Annotated in this window: 17 protein-coding genes; 11 read left to right on the forward strand and 6 right to left on the reverse strand. The window is 71.2% G+C overall.

Annotation, left to right across the window (positions count from 1 at the left end; genetic code table 11):
• The first annotated feature begins 52 nt into the window (after nt 1-52).
• The 6 genes from D452_RS0115470 to D452_RS0115495 all read left to right on the forward strand — a co-directional run bounded on the left by D452_RS0115470 (nt 53) and on the right by D452_RS0115495 (nt 5,614).
• Nucleotides 53-958, forward strand: coding sequence for an aminoglycoside phosphotransferase family protein (locus tag D452_RS0115470; RefSeq protein ID WP_017545061.1), 906 nt, complete (start codon nt 53-55; stop codon nt 956-958).
• 347 nt (nt 959-1,305) lie between these two features.
• Nucleotides 1,306-2,643 carry a cytochrome P450 gene (locus D452_RS0115475; protein ID WP_239646399.1) on the forward strand — a complete coding sequence of 446 codons (1,338 nt, stop codon included), beginning with the start codon at nt 1,306-1,308 and terminating at the stop codon, nt 2,641-2,643.
• Entirely contained in the window at nt 2,625-3,725 is a 1,101-nt protein-coding gene (locus D452_RS0115480; protein WP_026129349.1) for a cytochrome P450 family protein, read from the forward strand. The genes D452_RS0115475 and D452_RS0115480 overlap by 19 nt, the downstream gene beginning before the upstream one ends.
• Nucleotides 3,726-3,841: 116 nt before the next feature.
• Entirely contained in the window at nt 3,842-4,177 is a 336-nt protein-coding gene (locus D452_RS0115485) for an ArsR/SmtB family transcription factor (protein WP_017545064.1), read from the forward strand.
• Nucleotides 4,178-4,179: 2 nt separating this feature from the next.
• Nucleotides 4,180-4,842 (forward strand): SRPBCC family protein, encoded by a 663-nt coding sequence (locus D452_RS0115490; protein WP_017545065.1) that lies wholly within the window; start codon nt 4,180-4,182, stop codon nt 4,840-4,842.
• 208 nt (nt 4,843-5,050) lie between these two features.
• Nucleotides 5,051-5,614 carry a dihydrofolate reductase family protein gene (locus tag D452_RS0115495; protein ID WP_017545066.1) on the forward strand — a complete coding sequence of 188 codons (564 nt, stop codon included), beginning with the start codon at nt 5,051-5,053 and terminating at the stop codon, nt 5,612-5,614.
• Nucleotides 5,615-5,670: 56 nt separating this feature from the next.
• Here D452_RS0115495 and D452_RS0115500 read toward each other — a convergent pair whose 3' ends face one another.
• The 4 genes from D452_RS0115500 to D452_RS28380 form a co-directional block, all read right to left on the reverse strand.
• The gene (locus D452_RS0115500) at nt 5,671-6,423 is read right to left on the reverse strand and encodes an Atu4866 domain-containing protein (protein ID WP_239646400.1); all 753 of its coding nucleotides are present in this window, start codon (nt 6,421-6,423) and stop codon (nt 5,671-5,673) included.
• Nucleotides 6,424-6,494: 71 nt separating this feature from the next.
• A complete protein-coding gene (locus D452_RS0115505) occupies nt 6,495-7,907 on the reverse strand; it encodes an amidohydrolase family protein (RefSeq protein ID WP_017545068.1) in 1,413 nt (470 codons plus the stop codon).
• A gap of 117 nt (nt 7,908-8,024) precedes the next feature.
• Entirely contained in the window at nt 8,025-8,954 is a 930-nt protein-coding gene (locus D452_RS0115510; RefSeq protein ID WP_017545069.1) for a helix-turn-helix domain-containing protein, read from the reverse strand.
• A 100-nt stretch (nt 8,955-9,054) separates the two neighbouring features.
• Nucleotides 9,055-10,515 carry an aromatic amino acid lyase gene (locus D452_RS28380; RefSeq protein WP_017545070.1) on the reverse strand — a complete coding sequence of 487 codons (1,461 nt, stop codon included), beginning with the start codon at nt 10,513-10,515 and terminating at the stop codon, nt 9,055-9,057.
• A gap of 121 nt (nt 10,516-10,636) precedes the next feature.
• Here D452_RS28380 and D452_RS28385 point away from each other — a divergent pair, with 121 nt between their 5' ends.
• Nucleotides 10,637-11,290 (forward strand): IclR family transcriptional regulator, encoded by a 654-nt coding sequence (locus D452_RS28385; protein ID WP_017545071.1) that lies wholly within the window; start codon nt 10,637-10,639, stop codon nt 11,288-11,290.
• A 27-nt stretch (nt 11,291-11,317) separates the two neighbouring features.
• On the opposite strand, the gene D452_RS0115525 is transcribed toward D452_RS28385, so the two are convergent.
• On the reverse strand, nt 11,318-12,244 hold the full coding sequence (locus tag D452_RS0115525; protein ID WP_017545072.1) for an SRPBCC family protein: 927 nt from the start codon (nt 12,242-12,244) through the stop codon (nt 11,318-11,320).
• The gene (locus tag D452_RS0115530) at nt 12,241-12,480 is read right to left on the reverse strand and encodes a hypothetical protein (protein ID WP_017545073.1); all 240 of its coding nucleotides are present in this window, start codon (nt 12,478-12,480) and stop codon (nt 12,241-12,243) included. Before D452_RS0115530 ends, D452_RS0115525 begins: the two co-directional genes overlap by 4 nt.
• 170 nt (nt 12,481-12,650) lie before the next feature.
• On the opposite strand from D452_RS0115530, the gene D452_RS0115535 reads away from it, so the two are divergent.
• The 4 genes from D452_RS0115535 to D452_RS0115550 all read left to right on the forward strand — a co-directional run bounded on the left by D452_RS0115535 (nt 12,651) and on the right by D452_RS0115550 (nt 16,559).
• Entirely contained in the window at nt 12,651-13,625 is a 975-nt protein-coding gene (locus D452_RS0115535; protein ID WP_017545074.1) for a CPBP family intramembrane glutamic endopeptidase, read from the forward strand.
• Between the two features lie 16 nt (nt 13,626-13,641).
• Nucleotides 13,642-14,811, forward strand: a complete 1,170-nt coding sequence (locus tag D452_RS0115540; RefSeq protein ID WP_017545075.1) for a sensor histidine kinase — start codon at nt 13,642-13,644, stop codon at nt 14,809-14,811.
• A complete protein-coding gene (locus tag D452_RS0115545; protein WP_017545076.1) occupies nt 14,808-15,413 on the forward strand; it encodes a response regulator transcription factor in 606 nt (201 codons plus the stop codon). The genes D452_RS0115540 and D452_RS0115545 overlap by 4 nt, the downstream gene beginning before the upstream one ends.
• Nucleotides 15,414-16,016: 603 nt before the next feature.
• Nucleotides 16,017-16,559 carry a hypothetical protein gene (locus D452_RS0115550; protein WP_017545077.1) on the forward strand — a complete coding sequence of 181 codons (543 nt, stop codon included), beginning with the start codon at nt 16,017-16,019 and terminating at the stop codon, nt 16,557-16,559.
• Nucleotides 16,560-16,600 lie beyond the last annotated feature (41 nt).

Genomic DNA, 16,600 nt, shown 5'->3' on the forward strand with positions numbered 1-16,600 from the left:
TGGGATGGGGGTACCGCCTCACGAGCAGACGAAGAGAAGGACGTGGCCCCTGATGACCGAGACCGCCCCACCCGGGTGCCCCGAGATCGACACCCGTCTGGTCCGGCGGCTCGTGGACGACCGGTTCCCCCGGTGGGCCGGGCTGCCGCTGCGGCCGGTCCGCCCCGGCGGCCTCGACCACGTGATCCACCGGCTGGGCGAGGACCTGTCCGTCCGGCTCCCCCGCCACGCGGACGCGGCCGGGCAGGCGGACAAGGAGTCACTGTGGCTGCCGCGCCTGGCCCCGCACCTCCCGCTGGCCGTGCCGGAACCCGTGGCCGTGGGCGAACCGGGGTTCGGGTACCCGTGGCCCTGGGCGGTGTCGCGCTGGCTGCCGGGTGAGACGGCGACGGTCGAGGCGCTCGCGGACAGCGCCGTCTGCGCCCGACGGCTCGCCCGCTTCCTGGCCGCCCTCCAGCGGAGCACACCACGCGACGTCCCGGAACGCCTGGCGGGTGAACCACTCGCGCTTCGCGACCCGGACACCCGGTCCTCCATCGCCATGGTCGCCGACACCTTCGACGCACGGGCCCTGGCCTCGCTCTGGGAGTCCGCGCTCGACGCCCCCGCGTGGAACCGGCCACCGGTCTGGTTCCACGGCGACTTCCACACCCGCAACCTGCTGACCACCGGTGGTGAGGTGAGCGCGGTGATCGACTTCGGCAGTCTGGGCCTGGGCGACCCCGCACGCGACCTCATGATGGCCTTCACCCTGATGTCCCCGGCCACCCGGGCGGAGTTTCGCGCGGAACTCGGAACGGAGCTCGGGTTGGGTCCCGGGGAGGATGACGCGCTGTGGGCGCGCGGCCGGGGCTGGGCCCTGGCCACCGGTCTGATCGCGCACGTCGTCCACGCCGCCGCGCACCCGGACATCGCCGCGCAGACCACCCGTCAGATCGAACAGGCCCTCCTCGGCTAGGTGCACCGACCGCCCGACTGCACGACCGCCCGAACGCGCGGACGCCCGGCGACGGGGCGGAGCGGACCGGTGGTGGTGCCGGTCACCGGCGATCCGAAGGGTTCCCCAACGCGGGCCGAACACCGGCCGAACTCACTGGCGGGCCCCTCCAGGCCATGGGGGCGAGTTCGCCAGCGGCCTGCCTGGTCAGCGCAATGACGCCCGTTTTTCACCTTGATGTCCGAACCCGCCCGGCGTGAGTCCACAGACCGCAGACCCCCTGGGGCAAGAGATTTGGGAGTGACGCAAGATGTAAAAAGTACCCAAAGTTTCATTAGACTGGGCGCTTCGTCGCCTCCCAGAACAGGATGCCCGTGGCCCCCCGATGCCCGTACGCCGAGCTGCACTCCGCTGAATTCACCGCCGACCCGCACGCGGTCAACCGGCGCATGGTCAAGGAACACGGCCCCGTGTTCCCCGCCGAGATCTTCCCCGGGATCAAGGCCTGGGTCGTCGCCGACTACGCACTGATCACCGCGTGGTGCCGGGACACCCGCACCTTCCGCCGCGACTCACGCCTGTGGCTCGACTGGCGTGAGGGCCGCATCCCCGACGACGCCCCGGTCGTGGCGATGATGATGCACCGGCCCAACCTCCTGTACTCCGACGGCGACGAGCACGCCCGCCTCAAGCGCTCGGTGATCGACTCCCTGGGCCGCGTCCCGGAGAGCCGGATCGGGGACATCACCCGCCAGCACGCCGACATCCTCATCGACGCCTTCTGCCAACGCGGTGAGGCCGAGCTCGTCTCCGAGTACGCCCGCCTGCTTCCGCTCCTGGTCCTGTGCGAGATCTTCGGCTTCTCCCGCGACGTCGGTGAGCGCGTGCTGAACTCCCTCAGCGCCCTGTGGGACGGCATCGACGTCGTCAAGTCCAACGGCGAGTACGAGCGGGCGCTGTCCGACGCGATCTCCGCCAAGCACGCCCAGCCCGGCGAGGACGTCACCTCCTGGCTTCTCCAGCACCGGTCCGGACTCAGCGACGAGGAGCTCCTGCACCAGCTCGTGGTGACGATCGGGGCCGGGGCCGAACCCACCGCGAACCTCATCTCCGGGACCACCCACACCCTCCTCGCGGACGACGAGGTCCGGCAGGCCTTCCGAGGTGCCCGCGTGGGGATCGGCGAGGCGATCGACCAGCTGCTCTGGATCGACCCCCCGGTCAACAACTACCCCGTCCTGTACCCGGTGAAGGACGTGCGGGTCAGCACGGGCACGGTGATCCGGGCCGGTGAGCCGATCCTGCTCGGGTACGCGGCCGCGCACGCGACCATGGCCGGAGAGGGCCCGGACATCGAGTCGGGCAACCGCGCACACCTCGCGTTCGGGGTCGGACCTCACCGATGCCCGGCACAGGGGTTCGCGTACGCTATCGCGCAGGTCGGAGTCGAGACCCTCACCAAGCGTCTGCCCGACCTACGGACGAACAAGGAGGACGTCCACCGACGACCCGCCCCGTTCGCCCTGGCTCTCTCCCAGCTGCCGGTAACGTTCACCCCCGTCTCTTCGAAGGGCACGACACCTCCATGGCAACAGACATCCCCGTCCTCCACCCCTACGACCTCCACCGACAGACCACAGAACTCCGCTCCCGAGGCCCCGTCGTCGAAGTTGAGATCGTTGGTGGCGTGGTTGTTCGGGCGCTGACCGGACACGATGTGCTCATGGAGGCGCTCTCCCACCCCGGCGTACGCAAGGAGGCGCGTCACTGGCGTCCCTGGGCCGAGGGCGAGATCCCCATGGACTGGCCGCTCATCTCCTGGGTGGCCCCGGACAACATGCTCACGGCGGACGGGGACAGGCACCGGCGACTGCGCGCCCTGGTGTCCCAGGCGTTCACCCCGCGCCGGGTCGAGGCGCTGCGTCCCCGCGTCGAGGCGATCACCGCGCGACTGCTCGACGCCGTCGAGGCCGCCGGGCCGGGTCCGGTCGACCTCCGGGCGGGCCTGGCTCTGCCCCTGCCGATGACGGTGATCTCCGAGCTGTTCGGTGTCGGCGAGGAGCACCGCGACACCCTGCACACGCTGATCCACCGGGTCTTCGACGCGACCATCACCCCCGAGGTGGCCGCCCAGACCAACGCGGACCTCCAGAGCTTCCTGGGCGAGTTGGCCGCAGAGAAGGCCAGGAACCCGGCTGACGACATGACCAGTGCCCTGCTCGACGCGCGCGCCGAGGGCGACGAGCGGCTGTCGCAGAGCGAACTCGTGTGGACCCTGATCCTCATGATCGGCGCGGGCTACGAGACCACGATGAACCTCATCGGCAACGCGGTCCACGCCCTGCTCACCCACCCGGACCAGCTCGCCCTGATCCGGAGCGGCGAGGCGTCCTGGGCCGACGCCGTGGAGGAGACCCTGCGCTGGGACGCCAGCGTCCAGTACATGCCCCTGCGCTACACGGCCGAGGAGGTCACCCTGGGCGGGGTGAGCGTGCCCAAGGGCGAGGCCCTGCTGATGGGCTTCGGTGCCGCCGGCCGCGACCCGGCCCAGCACGGAGGGGACGCGGACGTCTTCGACCTGCGCCGCGCCCAGAACTCGCACCTGGCCTTCTCGCACGGCCCGCACTTCTGCCTCGGCGCCGGGCTGGCCCGACTGGAGGGGGTCACGGCGCTGGAGCAGCTGTTCACGCGGTTCCCGAACCTCCGCCTGGCCGAGGGCGAGGAGTTCCCCGAGACGGCCTCCATCGTCTCCAGCGGTCTCGACCGCCTGCCCGTCGTCCTGGGCTGACCCCGACTCCCCACGGAGCCCCGCGAGCCGCACGGTCGGCTCGCGGGGCTCCGTCGTCCCCGAGATCCTTTACCTCAGCCTCCACTTATATAAGCCAAGGTTGATATACTCTGGTCATGCATGCCTTCGACGTTCTCGGTGACCCGGTCAGACGGCGGCTCCTCGAACTGCTCTCCGACGGGGAGCTCAGCTCCGGCGAACTCACCACGGTGGTCCGCGAGGAGTTCGGGATCAGCCAGCCCGCCGTCTCCCAGCACCTGCGGGTGCTGAGGGACCACGGCTTCGCGACCGTGCGCGCCGAAGGGGCCCGGCGGCTGTACTCCTTCGACGCCGAGGCGCTGCGCCCCGTGGACGACTGGCTGGATCCGTTCCGCCGGTTCTGGGCGCCGCGGCTGGCCGCCCTGGAGACCGAGATCGCCCGGGGAAAGCGACAACGACGCACCCAGGAGTGACCATGAGCGAGCGCGACCCCGTCGACGTGGACGGGCAGATCGAAGCCGTCTCCCGAGCGTTGGAGACCGGGGAACGTGACGGACGCCGGACGTTGGTGTCGTCCATCAGCCAGCGCTACTCCACCACGGTCGAGGACCTGTGGGAGGCCTGCACCTCCGCCGAACGGCTCCCCCGCTGGTTCGCCCCCGTCTCGGGCGACCTGCGACCGGGCGGCCGATACCAGGTGGAGGGCAACGCGAACGGCACCGTCGAGACCTGTGAGGCACCCCGTTCCTTCAGCGCCACCTGGGAGTACGGCGGGGACGTCAGCTGGATCGCGGTCCGGGTGGACCCGGACGGCGACGGCGCGCGGCTGACCCTCGAACACACCGCGGACGCGGACTCGGTGGCTCAGTTCTGGGAGCAGTTCGGCCCGGGCGCCACCGGTGTGGGCTGGGACCTGGCCCTGCTCGGGCTGGCCCAGCACCTGCACGCGGGCGCGCTCACGCCTCAGGAGGCGGAGGGCTGGGAGCGCACCGACGAGGGCCGCCGATTCATCACGGCGAGCAGCGCGCAGTGGGCCGAGGCCGGCGTGGCTTCCGGGGAATCGCGTCCCCAGGCCGAGGCGGCCCGGGACCGGACCACCGCCTTCTTCCTCGGAGAGGAACCGCCGAGCCGGGACTGAACGGTGCGGAGGGAGGCCGCCACGACGCCGTTGTCGTGGCGGTCTCCTCGCACAGGAGCCTGTCACCGGTCACCCCACCGGATCAACCCATGTCCCCGGCTCGGCGTGTTCGACGCGCCGCCGGCATGGCGGCCGCCTACCCCGGATCGTCGGACCCCGGTGGTACAAAACCCGGGACAGCCAACGCCCCAGCAGCGAGGTAGCCACCATGCGCAGCCTGATCGTCACCGCCTTCGTGTCCGTCGACGGGGTCATGGAGGCCCCGGGCGGAGAACGCGGGTACCGCAACTCCGGCTGGACCATGAACTCCGTGGAGCCTGACGAGGCCGCCTTCGAGATCAAGGGCCGGGAACAGGAGGAGGCTGGCGCCCTGCTGCTGGGCCGGCGCAGCTACGAGGCGTTCGCCGGGGTGTGGCCCCGCATGGAGGAGTTCGCCGGGTACAACCGCAAGCCGCGCTACGTGGTGTCCACCACGCTCACCGAGGAGGACCCGCGCTGGCCCGCCACGATCCTGCGCACGGTCGAGGACGTCGCCGAACTGAAGAGGACCGAGGGCGGTCCGCTCTCCGTCCAGGGCAGCGCCACCCTGGGCCACGCCCTCGCCGACGCCGGACTGGTCGACCGCTACCACCTGCTGGTCTTCCCGGTGCTCCTGGGAGCGGGCAAGCGGCTGTTCAGCGACACCGACAAGGACCTGACCCGGCTCGCACTCGTCGAGCACCAGGTGTACTCCAACGGCGTGCAGAAGCAGATCCTCGACGTCGTGCGGTGAGTCCCGGGCGGCACCGTCCATGTCAGCCCGTGACCGTTCGGCGCCGCCCGAGCACCTCAGCGCCTGGTGAAGCGGTATCCGGCGTGGTGCAGCACGTCTCCGTCGAACTCTCCGAAGGCCCAGAAACCCAGGTCGTCGAGGTAGTCGATCCGGGATCCGTCGATCCAGTACCGGCCGGTGTAGGCGCTCTCCCTGTCCCCCCGTGCCTCGTCGTAGCGACCGTTCGGCAGCAGCTCCTGGCGGACGAACCCGTTCTCCTCCACCCACAGCCCCGTGTGGGGGTGGTGCGGGTCATGGACGGGCTCCTTCCCCCGCTCCGGGGCGGAGCCCGGCCCTTGGACCGGCTGTCCGTCCCAGACCCGGACCCGCCCGCCGGTGATCTGCACGTCGAGGCGGCCGTTCCCGGCCGGGGCGGTTCCCTTGGGGGCTCCGGGCTCGTCGGCGACCCGGAACACGGCGACATCCGCGGGCCCGCCCGGGGTCAGGGTGCCGCCCACGTGGTCCCGGGTGAGATCGAGGGTGGCGGGCAGGACGACGGTTCCCGAGCAGTCGACCACGATCATGCCGTCGTCTCCGGCCGCCGTCAGCAGGCCCGGACCGACCCCGACGATCACCTCTCCTCCGATGAGGACGTCCGCCCGCTGCCAGTCGCCCATCAGCGGGTTGTTCGTGATGACGACGCCGCCGGTCAGCAGCAGCGGGCGTCCGCCGGGTTCACCTACCTGGGCCAGCAGCGCCTCGTCGCGCCTCGGCTGGATCGCGGGCCCCGTGCCGCTCGACGCGGGGGTGGTCGTCGGAATGTTGTTCATGGTGCTCCGTGTGTCCTGTTCTCGCTTGGTGGCGTTCACGCGTCGGTGGTCGCTCGGTTCCGCTCGTGCGGTCATCTCCGGGCCCTCGCCTGACCGAGGAGCCGGTCCCGTGAGACGTGGACCTGTTCCCGCAGGTCGGCCAGGTCGACGTCCAGCACCCTTCCGCCCCATTTGCGGGGCTCGCCGTTGACCAGGACGGCGGTGATGTTGCGGGCGTCCGCGCCCAGGACCACGGTGCCGACCGGGTCGTTCAGCGGCATGTTGTTCAGGTCCTCGGCGCCGATGACCAGGAGGTCGGCGCGTTTGCCGGGGGTGAGCGAACCGGTCACTCCGGCCAGCCCGTTGGTCCGTGCCCCCTGGAGGGTGGCGAAGTCCAGCACGTCGTGCACGCCGATCCGGACCGGTTCGGTCTCGGCGCCGTAGGCGGCGTTGACCGCGCGCATCCGCTGCACGGTGTGCAGGGCCCGCATCTGGGTGAACATGTCCCCGGCCAGGGCGACCTCCACATCGATGCTCAGCCCCGGGCGCACTCCCACGGCGAGTGCCTCGTCGACGGCGGGGATCGCGGTCTCCAGACCGATCTGGGCGTCGGAGGTCGGTGCCAGGGAGACCGTGGTCCCGGTGTCCCCGATCAGCCTCCACGCCTCGTCGGTGAGGCCGGTGGCGTGGATCAGGGTGACGTGCGGGCCCAGGAGCCGCTGGTCTGCCCAGGCCCGCACGGACCGGGACGACGCGGTACCGAAGACCGCGTCAACGCTGACCCCGATATCCAGTTCCCTGGCGACGCGCGCCAGCTCCGGCCCGTAGGCCAGGGACGGTCCGGCGATCTCGTCGGTGGCCAGCGCCCCGACCCGCAGGGTCAGCATCCGGTCCGAACCGTCCGCGTACTCCTCCCGGAGCCGGGCGAGGTCCCCGGGCCACTGCTGGTCCCAGGAACCGAAGTGCGGCCCCATCGCGGCGTGGACACCGCGGACGCCGCTGTCCACCAGCGCCCGGACCGCGGCGTCGGAGTGCTCGCGCGACCTCGAGTTGTGCGAGAAGTCGAGCATGCAGGTGATGCCGCTGTCGATCGCCGACAGCGCGGCCAGCCGGGTGCCGACGTACATGTCCCGGGGCTCGTAGAGAGGCGCGTAACCGGCCAGCGTGGTGGTCACGTAGTCCACGAGATCGTCCACGTCCGGCATGATCCTGCGCAGCTGGGACTGCCAGGCGTGCCGGTGGGTGTCCACGAAACCCGGAGTGATGATCGTGCCCGTGGCGTCGACCACCACCGCGTTCCCCGCCTCCAGGCCGGGACCCACCTGGGCGATCGAGTCCCCCTCGACCAGAACGTCCGAGCGCTCCAGGATCCCGAGTTCCGGGTCCATGGTGACCACGGTCGCGTTGGTGAACAGGACACGCCGCCCGGGGTCGTCGGCCCGACGCCGGATCTCCTCCAGGAGGACGGGGCTCCCGGGGTCGTGTTCGATGGTCTCGGAGCTCATGAATGCTTCCTCGGTCGGATGCCGCGCGGTGGAGGGTTCCACCGCCTTCACCCCGAAGTCTCGTCCCGCTCCGCCGGGGCAACCAGGTCGCCGTCATCCCTGGTGCGCGACTCCCAGTCACCGGGGCGGCGCCTCCCGGAACCCCGGTCTCGAATCGAACCGGTCCCGGCCGTTGCGGTCCAGCTCCGTCTGGTCGCCCCGATCGTGGACATCGGCGTGCAGGGATCCGAGCAGGGCCAGAGCGCCCTCCGAGGGGCTCCCCCGTTCCGCCTGGTAGACGATCAGCTGCTGCCCGGGGGCGCCGTTGACCGTGAAGCTGTCGTAGCGCAGGTCCAGGTCGCCCGCCTCGGAGTGGTGCAGCGGTTTGGCGTCGCCTGTCTTGCCCCGCACGTCGTGTCGCGCCCACAGCGAACGGAACTCCGCGCTCTTGAGCGCGAGCTCACCGACGACCTCGTTCAGCCGGGGATCGTCCGGGTTCAGGCCCGCCGCGCGGTGGAGTTCGGCGACGGTCGCCGAGGCGGTCCGGCGCCACTCGCGGTGGAATCGGTGCGCGGCCGGGTCGAGGAAGACCATGCGCGCCAGGTTGTCGTCCAGGGCGAAGTCGGAGTGCAGGGCCTCGGCGAGGCGGTTACGGGCCAGGATGTCCAGGGGGTTGTTGAGCACGAAGGCCGGAGTGTCACTCCAGCGCTCCAGGAGGCGGGCCAGGTGCGGGGAGACCCGCGAGTCCCGGCGGGCCCGGCCGTGCGGACGTCCCTCGGCGCGTGCCAGTCGACGCAGGTGGTCCGCGGCGTCCCCGTCCAGCTCCAGAGCCCTGGCCAGCGCCTCGACCACCTGCGCGGAGGGATGCCGTTCGCGGCCCTGTTCCAGGCGCATGTAGTAGTCGGTGCTGACCCCGGCCAGGAGCGCCACCTCCTCGCGGCGGAGGCCCGGAACCCTGCGGCGGCCGTACGTGACCAGCCCGAGGTCCTCGGGGCGCAGCCGTGAACGCCTGGCGCTCAGGAACTCCCCCAGGTGGAACCGGGGATCGGAGCTTCGGTCAGTGCCCATGCCGTCAAGGCTAGGTCCGGGAGGTTTCGGCCGGAAGTGGTGAGGGTGGGTGGGCCGCACCCACCCAACGCCCGGCCCGTCTCCCGGTCCCCTCGGCGAGTCAGAACCCGCTTGCCTGCGCCCGCTCCGACGCGGTGTCCCACTGCGTTGCCAACGGCCCCCCGAGCTGCGGGAGCGCGCGTTCGGCCGCGTCCAGGTCCTCCTGGAGGTCGCGGTCGCCGGTGTCGTCGTCCGCACCGCCCTGTGCGCGCAGGGCGTGCCGGGCCCGGTGGAACACGGACGCGTCGCTCCCCCGCAACGACAGCGCGCGCAGGGCGGTGAGGAGCTCGCAGGCCAGGAGGGTGCGCAGAGCGGCGGTGGCGGTCTCCGTCTGCCGCACCGCCAACGGCGCGAAACTGGCGTCCTCCTCCGCGCCCCGGGACAGGACCACGGTCTCCAGGGACGCCGGGGCCGCCGACGCTCGGAGGACACCGTAGGCGGAGGCCGCCGTGTACTCGATGATCATGGTGCCCGAGGAACCCGCGGGCCCCGTGGCGAGGAAGGCGGGCAGCCCGGTGACCGCGGGGTCGGACAGGGCACGCAACCGCCCCAACAGCGACGGGGCCGCCTGGGCCAGGCCCAGCCTCAGGGCGTCCAGACGCAGGGTCAACCCGGCCATGTGGAACCCGCCGTGGTGCACGACCCCGTCCGCCACGACCAACGGGTTCTCCTGTGCGGCGGCGGTGAGCGAGCCGACCAGCCCGGCGAGTTCGGTCAGCGCGTCGACGACGACCCCCTGGACCTGGGGCGCCGCTCGGAACCCGAACGCGTCCTGGACCCGTGCGGGCCGAACGGGTCCCATGAGTTCACGCAGCCCCCGGGCGACGGTGGCCGCGCCCGGCACGACGGCGGCGCGGGCGGCCTCAGCGGAGAAGGCCTCCGGGTTGGCCCGGCAGGCCAGCGCGGACAGGGCCGTGGTCACCGTGGCGACGCGCAGCAGCGGGTCCAGGTCGGCGACCGCGAGCGCGGCCCTGCCCAGGGTCAGTGCGTTGCTGCTGATCAGCGCCAACGCGTCCGTCTCGGGGAAACCTCGCATCGGCGCCCAGGGGGCGTCCGCCGGCCGTTCGCCCACCAACGTCAGCCCCGCCCCGGCGAGTGCCGCCAGGTCACCGGTGCCCACGGTGCCGTGCTCCCGGACGCTGGGGAGGGCGCCGGTGTTGAGCATGCTGAGAAGTGCCCGGGTGGTCTGCGGGGAGATCCCCGAGCCGCCCACCGCGATCTGGTTGATCCGCACGAGGAGCATCGCGCGCACCGCCTCCCCGGGCAACGGCGCCCCGCCCGCCGCCGCGTGGCTTCGCAACAGGCGCAGGCCGTGCCCCTCGGCTCCGGCCGCGACGTCCCGGTTCGCACCCACCCCGGTGTTGCGTCCGTAGACCGGACCGCGCTCCGTGGCCCTCGCGGCCCCGCGGTGCGCGGCCGCGACCCGCGCCCAGGCCTCGGACGTCAACGCGACGGGCTCCTCGAACCGTGCCGCCCGCGCGATCCGGCCGCAGTCCAGAGGAGATCCGTCCAGGTTCAGCATGCCCGCCTCCCTCAACCTCCCGGGGCGATAGTCTGCCATCAGGTGGCAGCTTGATTCCATTGTATGAAACGAACCCGATGTTCGCCCGTCTCCCGGGCGGATTTCTCACCGGAGGAACGACGTGGCTGAGCAGTCGACCCGGACCGTCGAGAGGGCCCTGGAACTCCTGGCGGTCGTCGCCGAACAGGGCGAGGTCTCGCTCACCGAGTGCGCGCGCCGAACCGACCTGGCGCCCAGCACCGCCCTGCGCCTGCTGCGCACCCTGGAGTCCACGGGGTTCGCCCTCCGAGGGGAGGACGGTGCCTTTCGCCCGGGTCACCGGCTGATCGGCATCGGGGCCAGGGCGCTGAGCCACGACTCACTCGTCGCCTTCGCGCAGCCGTCCCTGGGCGAGCTGGCCCGCGCGACCGGCGAGTCCAGCTACCTGTGCGTGGGCACGCCGGACCAGGGAGTCCTGTACATCGCCCAGGCCGAGGGCAGCCACACGATCCGCCACGTCAGCTGGGTGGGGCACCGCTTCCCGCAGGACGGGTCCGCCGTGGGTCAGGCCCTGCGCGACGCCCCCCCTCCCGAGGGGTTCATCGCCACGGTCTCCATCGTGGAACCCGAGGTCATGGCCGTCGCCGCCCCGGTGCGGGCCGCGACGGGAATCGTCGCGGCCCTCAGCGTTGTGGGTCCGGTCTATCGCCTGGACCAGCCCCGCGTCGCCGAACTGGGCGCCCTCCTGACGGCCGAGGCCGAGCGTGTGTCCGCCCTCCTCAGCGCAGAGTCCTAGACGCGCTTCGGGGCGCGGACGATCGCCCTAGGCGGCGGCCTGGGTGATGGTCTGGACGTGGATCCGCAGCTGCTTGCGGACGATCCAGTGGAGCAGGCGGTTGGCGATCCGCCGGTGGCGTAGCGCGCTCGGCCAGCTCCTGCGCACCCGCAGCCGGGCGCGCTCACCGAGCGGCTCGACGACGATCAGGAGCGCCTGACTTGCCCCCTCGTCGCCCCGCGTCCAGACGATCTCCCGCCCCTCGACCCGGTGCGTGACCGCCTCCCTCCGCACGGGCTGGTCCGGCGACACGAGGTCGACCGCTCCGTCACCGACCACCCGCGCCTCGGTCGGGCCGGGCTCCCACTCCGCCCGACGCTCAGGGTCGGAGACCAGCGCCCACAAGCGCGCGGCCGAGACCGGAACCTCCCGTTCGTATGTGAGGCTGTCCCACCCGTCCGGCACGGAACCCGGATCGGCCGCCCCGACGGGCTCCGCCGGGTCCGGGGAGAGCCCGTCGAGGCCCTCGCGCACGAGGTCGGGGTCCACCCCGGAACGCTCCAGCAGACGCCGGACCCGCCCTCCCTCGTCGTCGATGAGCGCGGCGATCAGGGCGACGTCGCCTCCGGCCCAGGGGCAGTCGACGAGGAGTTCACTCACGCGTTCGGACTGGGGAAGCCGGACGGCCTCCTCCTTGCCGCCCGGTTGGGCGGTCAGCGACGTGTCGATGTCCAGCAGGGCGAGATCGTCACGCATCAGAGTACGGATGGCGGCACGCGCCTCCGTCAGGTCCAGCCCCGCGTCCATCAGGTGGCGGGCGCCGGGACCGCCACTGACGAGGGCGCCCAGCAGAAGGTGCTCGAACCCCACCTCGGCGTGACCGGCGAGGGAGGCCTCCCGGCCCGCCGCGATCTCGATGGCGGCGCGGTCGCTCCCCATGCTCAGCAGGCCCTGTCTCGCGGACTGGTTGGTCATGCCCGGCCTCTCTCCGTGATGTGGCGCAGTCTCTTCCCGTACTTCTTGTGGACGGCCTGCCGGGTCACCCCGAGGGCCGCCGCGATGGAGGTCCATGACTCTCCGGATCGCAGCGCCTCCTCCACCTGCCGCAGCTCCAGGGCGTCGACCAGGGTGCGCAGCGAGGAGACCGCGCGCAGCCCCTCGACGGGGGTGGAGGTGTCCGAGGCGGTGGCCGCCAGTTCCATCGCGTCCATGGGTGTCAACCTAGGTTGCGCGGCCGATCTTTGTCAACCCAGGTTGCGCACCGGGCCGGGACAGCCGATCCGGCCCATGACATCTGTCATGGCCACTCCATGCGGAACACCGAACCAGACCCTGACTGGTGACACTGTGTGACAGGGCTTCGTCTGCCTAGGTTCGGGACATGAGCCTCAACGACACGCTTCCGCAGCCCGAAGCCGGAGAACAGCACGTCCGCGCACGCGGACACGTCCCGCCCGGGGTCGAGTACCACCGGGTCCTCGCCGGAAGGAAACGCCGCGTCGGACGCGGGCTCCTCGCCATCGCGCTCCTGATCCTCGGCATGTTCGTCCTCAGCTTCGCCGCCGCCCAGGCAGCGGGCTTCGCCGACCTGAGGATGGGCAGGGTCAACCCGGCCATGGGCGGAACCGACTACACACCGCTCTACCACGGCGCGACCATGTTCTCCCTCGCTCTCCTGATCCCGTGGAGCATGGTGCTCCAGCGCTGGCTCTACGGAGGCAGGGGAGCCTCTCTGCACTCGGTGGCCTCCCGGTTCAGGTTCGACGTCCTCGGTCGGGCCCTCGTGTTCATCGGCCCGGTCTGGCTGCTCTCGCTACTCGTCCTGAACCTGTCCCCCGCCGGGGAACGGACGCACTGGTCGGCCGCCTCTCTGGTGGTCCTGATCGTGATCACCCTCCTGCTGACCCCCCTGCAATCAGCGGGTGAGGAGTACGGGCTGCGCGGCCTCGTGTTCCGGATCGCGGGGAGCTGGGGACGCGGACCACGCGTCTCGCTCTTCCTCGGCGTCCTCGTCTCCAGCGCACTGTTCACGGTCCTCCACGGTGCGGACGACCCCTGGATCAACCTCTGGTACTTCACGCTCGCGGCCAGCCTGGCCGTCATCACCTGGCGCACCGGCGGCATCGAGATCGCGGTCGTCATCCACGCCCTGCTCAACACGGTCACCTTCGTGATCGCCGCGGCCCTGCACACGGACATCGGCTCCGCCGTGACGGACCGGTCCGCGGGTGCGGGGTCCGCGGTCCTGCTGGTTCCCACCCTCACCGTCGCCGTGATCGCCGCCGTGGTGTGGTGGCGTTCGCACAGGACCGGACCGGCCCTGACCCCCGCGAGCCCGCACCCCGAGCAGCGGTGAGGGGAGAATGAGGGCCATGAACGCCTCCCCCTCGGTCGGCCCGCGCAGGTTCGAGGCGTACCTGCGCTGGTCCACCTACTTCGCCACCACGATCCCCTCCGGGACCCTCTTCAGGAGCGTGGTCGAGGCCGGGGGCCCGACCGCGGCGCCCACAGTGTCACTGGTCGCGCTGGGGGCGCTGACCCTGGTCCTGGTCACCGGAAACGTCCTCGTCGCCAACTGGAGCGTCGACTCCGTGGTCGGCCGCGCGGGGCGGTTCCCCCTGATCTGGGTGTCAGCGTGGGTACTGGTCCTCGCCGCCTTCGTCGCGGTGACCCTCACGCTTCCGTTCCCCGCTCCGGGCCTGACCGTCGCGGCGGCGATCGGTGCGAGCGGCGCCAGCATCGGGCTCTCCCTCAGCGGAGACCGGATGCTGCTGCTCAACGCCGCGGCGCTCGCCCTCACCGTCGCGCTGGTGGGTTTCGGCGATCCCGTTCTCCTGGTGGTCGGGCTGGTCATGGTCACCGTCGTCCTGTGGCTCTGCTGGTCGAGCGCGTGGATGCTTCGGGTACTCCTGGACCTCCAGGCCGCACACGAGGACCGCGCGGCGCTCGCCCTCGCCAACGAACGCCTGCGCATCTCCCGCGACCTCCACGACGTCTTCGGCCGGACCCTGGCGACCATGGCGGTCAAGAGCTCTCTCGCCTCGGAGCTCATTCATCGTGGCCATTCCCAACGCGCCGCGGCGGAGATCACCGAGGTGCGGCGCCTCGCGGAGGACGCGGGCAGCGAGGTCCGCCGGGTCGTGCGGGGCGAACACCGCACGACCTGGGAGGACGAACTGTCGGGAGCGAGGTCCCTCCTGGAGTCCGCTGGCATCCGCTGCACGGTGACCGGGGATCCCGTACCCGCGGCGCACGCCGAGGCGCTGGCACGGGTCGTACGAGAGGGCGTGACGAACCTGCTGCGTCATTCGGCGGCGACTCGGGTCACGCTCACCACCAAGGAGGAGGACAACGAGATGCACCTGAGCGTGGCCAACGACGGAGCCGGTCCCGCCGATCCCGCGCGGCTCGCCGAGGGGACCGGGTTGGACGCGATGTCCGAGCGCGTGCGCGCGATCGGCGGACGGGTGCGCACCGGCCATGACGGGGACTGGTTCCGGCTCCACGCCGCGATCCCGCTCCGCAGAGGGGGCCAGGCGTGATCCGTCTCCTCGTCGCCGATGACGAACACCTCATCCGGGACGCCATCGCCGGACTGCTCGCCCTGGAGGACGACTTCGAGGTGGTCGGCCAGGCGGCGTCGGGCGACGAGGCACTGGCCACGGCGCTTCGGGTCAGCCCCGACGTGGCGCTGCTCGACCTGCAACTGCCCGGGCCCGACGGCATCGAGGTGACCCGTCGGCTCGCGACCGAGCTGCCGGGATGTCGCTGTGTGATCGTCACCTCGCACGGACGCCCCGGTTACCTGAAGTCGGCACTCGCCGCGGGCGCGCGCGGCTTCCTGCCCAAGACCGTGTCCTCCCGGACCTTCGCCGAGGTCGTGCGCAAGGTCGCGAACGGTGGTCGGCACGTCGACCCGGACCTGGCCGCCGAGGCGATCAGCGCGGGGGACTCCCCGCTCAGTCCGCGTGAGTCCGACGTCCTCGCCCTGGCGCGCGACGGCGCGCCGGTCGAGGAGATCGCCCGACGTGTCTGCCTCAGCAGGGGGACCGTGCGCAACCACCTCGCCTCGGTGATCTCCAAGCTCGACGCCTCGAACCGTCATGAGGCCGCGCGGATCGCCTCGGAGCACGGTTGGATCTGACCGGTTCGCCGTGAGCAAGGGCCGCACCCCTCGGGGTGCGGCCCTTGTGCGTGGAGGACCCGTCGCCGGTCGACTGGGGTCTCCAGTCCCAACCGACCGTCATCCAGCCGTCCCTCCCATTTGGCATTATGCCGCAATGCGGGTATCCGCAAGACCGAAAATGGACCGAACAAAGACCCGCGACCGAACGCACTCATACCCATCAGTTCACATTCTAAAGCCATCGAACGACATTCGATGCCAAACGAACATTATCGAACACTTCCGAACACCATAGGACTGCACCGGCGACAAATCCATGCCTAATGGCGACACAGTCAATTACGACACCTAAGCGACCAGGGGCGGACATAGCTCCAGTGTCCTGGTGGGCATGCGGCCTCTTGGTGAGGTAATTTCCCCTCATCGGTCATCGGTCACCTCCCAGCCGGTCTGCGGCGTCTCCAATCCCTCGCCCCGATCTGCACACAAATGGGCCAGGCGATCATCCAGCCGACCACGAAAACCCCGAACATGAAAAACAGCCATGAAGGGTTCTCCCATTTTGACCGCACATCGACACCCGGATTCCCCGGGAAACCGACGTTCCCGGGAGGCGAGCTGATGGACCAGGCACGCGGACCCAGGTACGTCGTCCAGACCGACGTCGACCCCCAGAACATCCGTATGGACGAGGACGGCAACCTCTGGGGCGAAGTCCCCGTCCTCCTGGTCCAGGGACCGGTCGGTCCCGAACGCCGGACCCACATCTGGTCCCCGAGTGAGCGGAGTTTCGTGCAGGCGCGATTCGTACCCGAGGTCCCCGAGGATCTGCCCGGTGCCGGGATGAAGCCGGACCCGGTGCAGGCCAAGAGCGTCCCCGAGTTCATCGAACTGATGAACAAGTACCGGCGCTGGGCCGGATCGCCGTCCTTCAGGGTGATGGCGGACCGGGTGGGTGTGAGGTCCTCGTCCCGCTTCTGCGAGGCGCTCCGATCCGACAGGCTCCCCACGTTCGCCCTGCTCAACGCCTTCGTCGTCGCTCTTGAGGGCACGTCCGCCGACTTCCAGCGGTGGGCGGCCGCCTGGAGGGCGTTGGAGGGGGAGTTCCCGGTCGGTCCACCGGCGCTCCCGCTCCCGCTCCCCGCCGGTGAGGAGACGGAGTAGGCACCAGCCCCCGCCACCGGTCCGGGTGGTGGGGGCACCCG

The organism is Nocardiopsis prasina DSM 43845, from assembly GCF_000341265.1.
GTDB lineage: Bacteria > Actinomycetota > Actinomycetes > Streptosporangiales > Streptosporangiaceae > Nocardiopsis > Nocardiopsis prasina.

Excerpts from the sequence above, each read along its gene's own strand:
- D452_RS0115485 (WP_017545064.1), top strand. The coding sequence starts at position 3,842 with ATGCATGCCTTCGACGTTCTCGGTGACCCGGTCAGACGGCGGCTCCTC.
- D452_RS0115500 (WP_239646400.1), bottom strand. The coding sequence starts at position 6,423 with ATGAACAACATTCCGACGACCACCCCCGCGTCGAGCGGCACGGGGCCC.
- D452_RS0115475 (WP_239646399.1), top strand. The coding sequence starts at position 1,306 with ATGCCCGTGGCCCCCCGATGCCCGTACGCCGAGCTGCACTCCGCTGAA.
- D452_RS0115550 (WP_017545077.1), top strand. The coding sequence starts at position 16,017 with ATGGACCAGGCACGCGGACCCAGGTACGTCGTCCAGACCGACGTCGAC.
- D452_RS0115525 (WP_017545072.1), bottom strand. The coding sequence starts at position 12,244 with ATGACCAACCAGTCCGCGAGACAGGGCCTGCTGAGCATGGGGAGCGAC.
- D452_RS0115530 (WP_017545073.1), bottom strand. The coding sequence starts at position 12,480 with ATGGACGCGATGGAACTGGCGGCCACCGCCTCGGACACCTCCACCCCC.
- D452_RS0115495 (WP_017545066.1), top strand. The coding sequence starts at position 5,051 with ATGCGCAGCCTGATCGTCACCGCCTTCGTGTCCGTCGACGGGGTCATG.
- D452_RS28380 (WP_017545070.1), bottom strand. The coding sequence starts at position 10,515 with ATGCTGAACCTGGACGGATCTCCTCTGGACTGCGGCCGGATCGCGCGG.
- D452_RS0115535 (WP_017545074.1), top strand. The coding sequence starts at position 12,651 with ATGAGCCTCAACGACACGCTTCCGCAGCCCGAAGCCGGAGAACAGCAC.
- D452_RS0115505 (WP_017545068.1), bottom strand. The coding sequence starts at position 7,907 with ATGAGCTCCGAGACCATCGAACACGACCCCGGGAGCCCCGTCCTCCTG.
- D452_RS0115470 (WP_017545061.1), top strand. The coding sequence starts at position 53 with ATGACCGAGACCGCCCCACCCGGGTGCCCCGAGATCGACACCCGTCTG.
- D452_RS0115510 (WP_017545069.1), bottom strand. The coding sequence starts at position 8,954 with ATGGGCACTGACCGAAGCTCCGATCCCCGGTTCCACCTGGGGGAGTTC.
- D452_RS0115540 (WP_017545075.1), top strand. The coding sequence starts at position 13,642 with ATGAACGCCTCCCCCTCGGTCGGCCCGCGCAGGTTCGAGGCGTACCTG.
- D452_RS0115490 (WP_017545065.1), top strand. The coding sequence starts at position 4,180 with ATGAGCGAGCGCGACCCCGTCGACGTGGACGGGCAGATCGAAGCCGTC.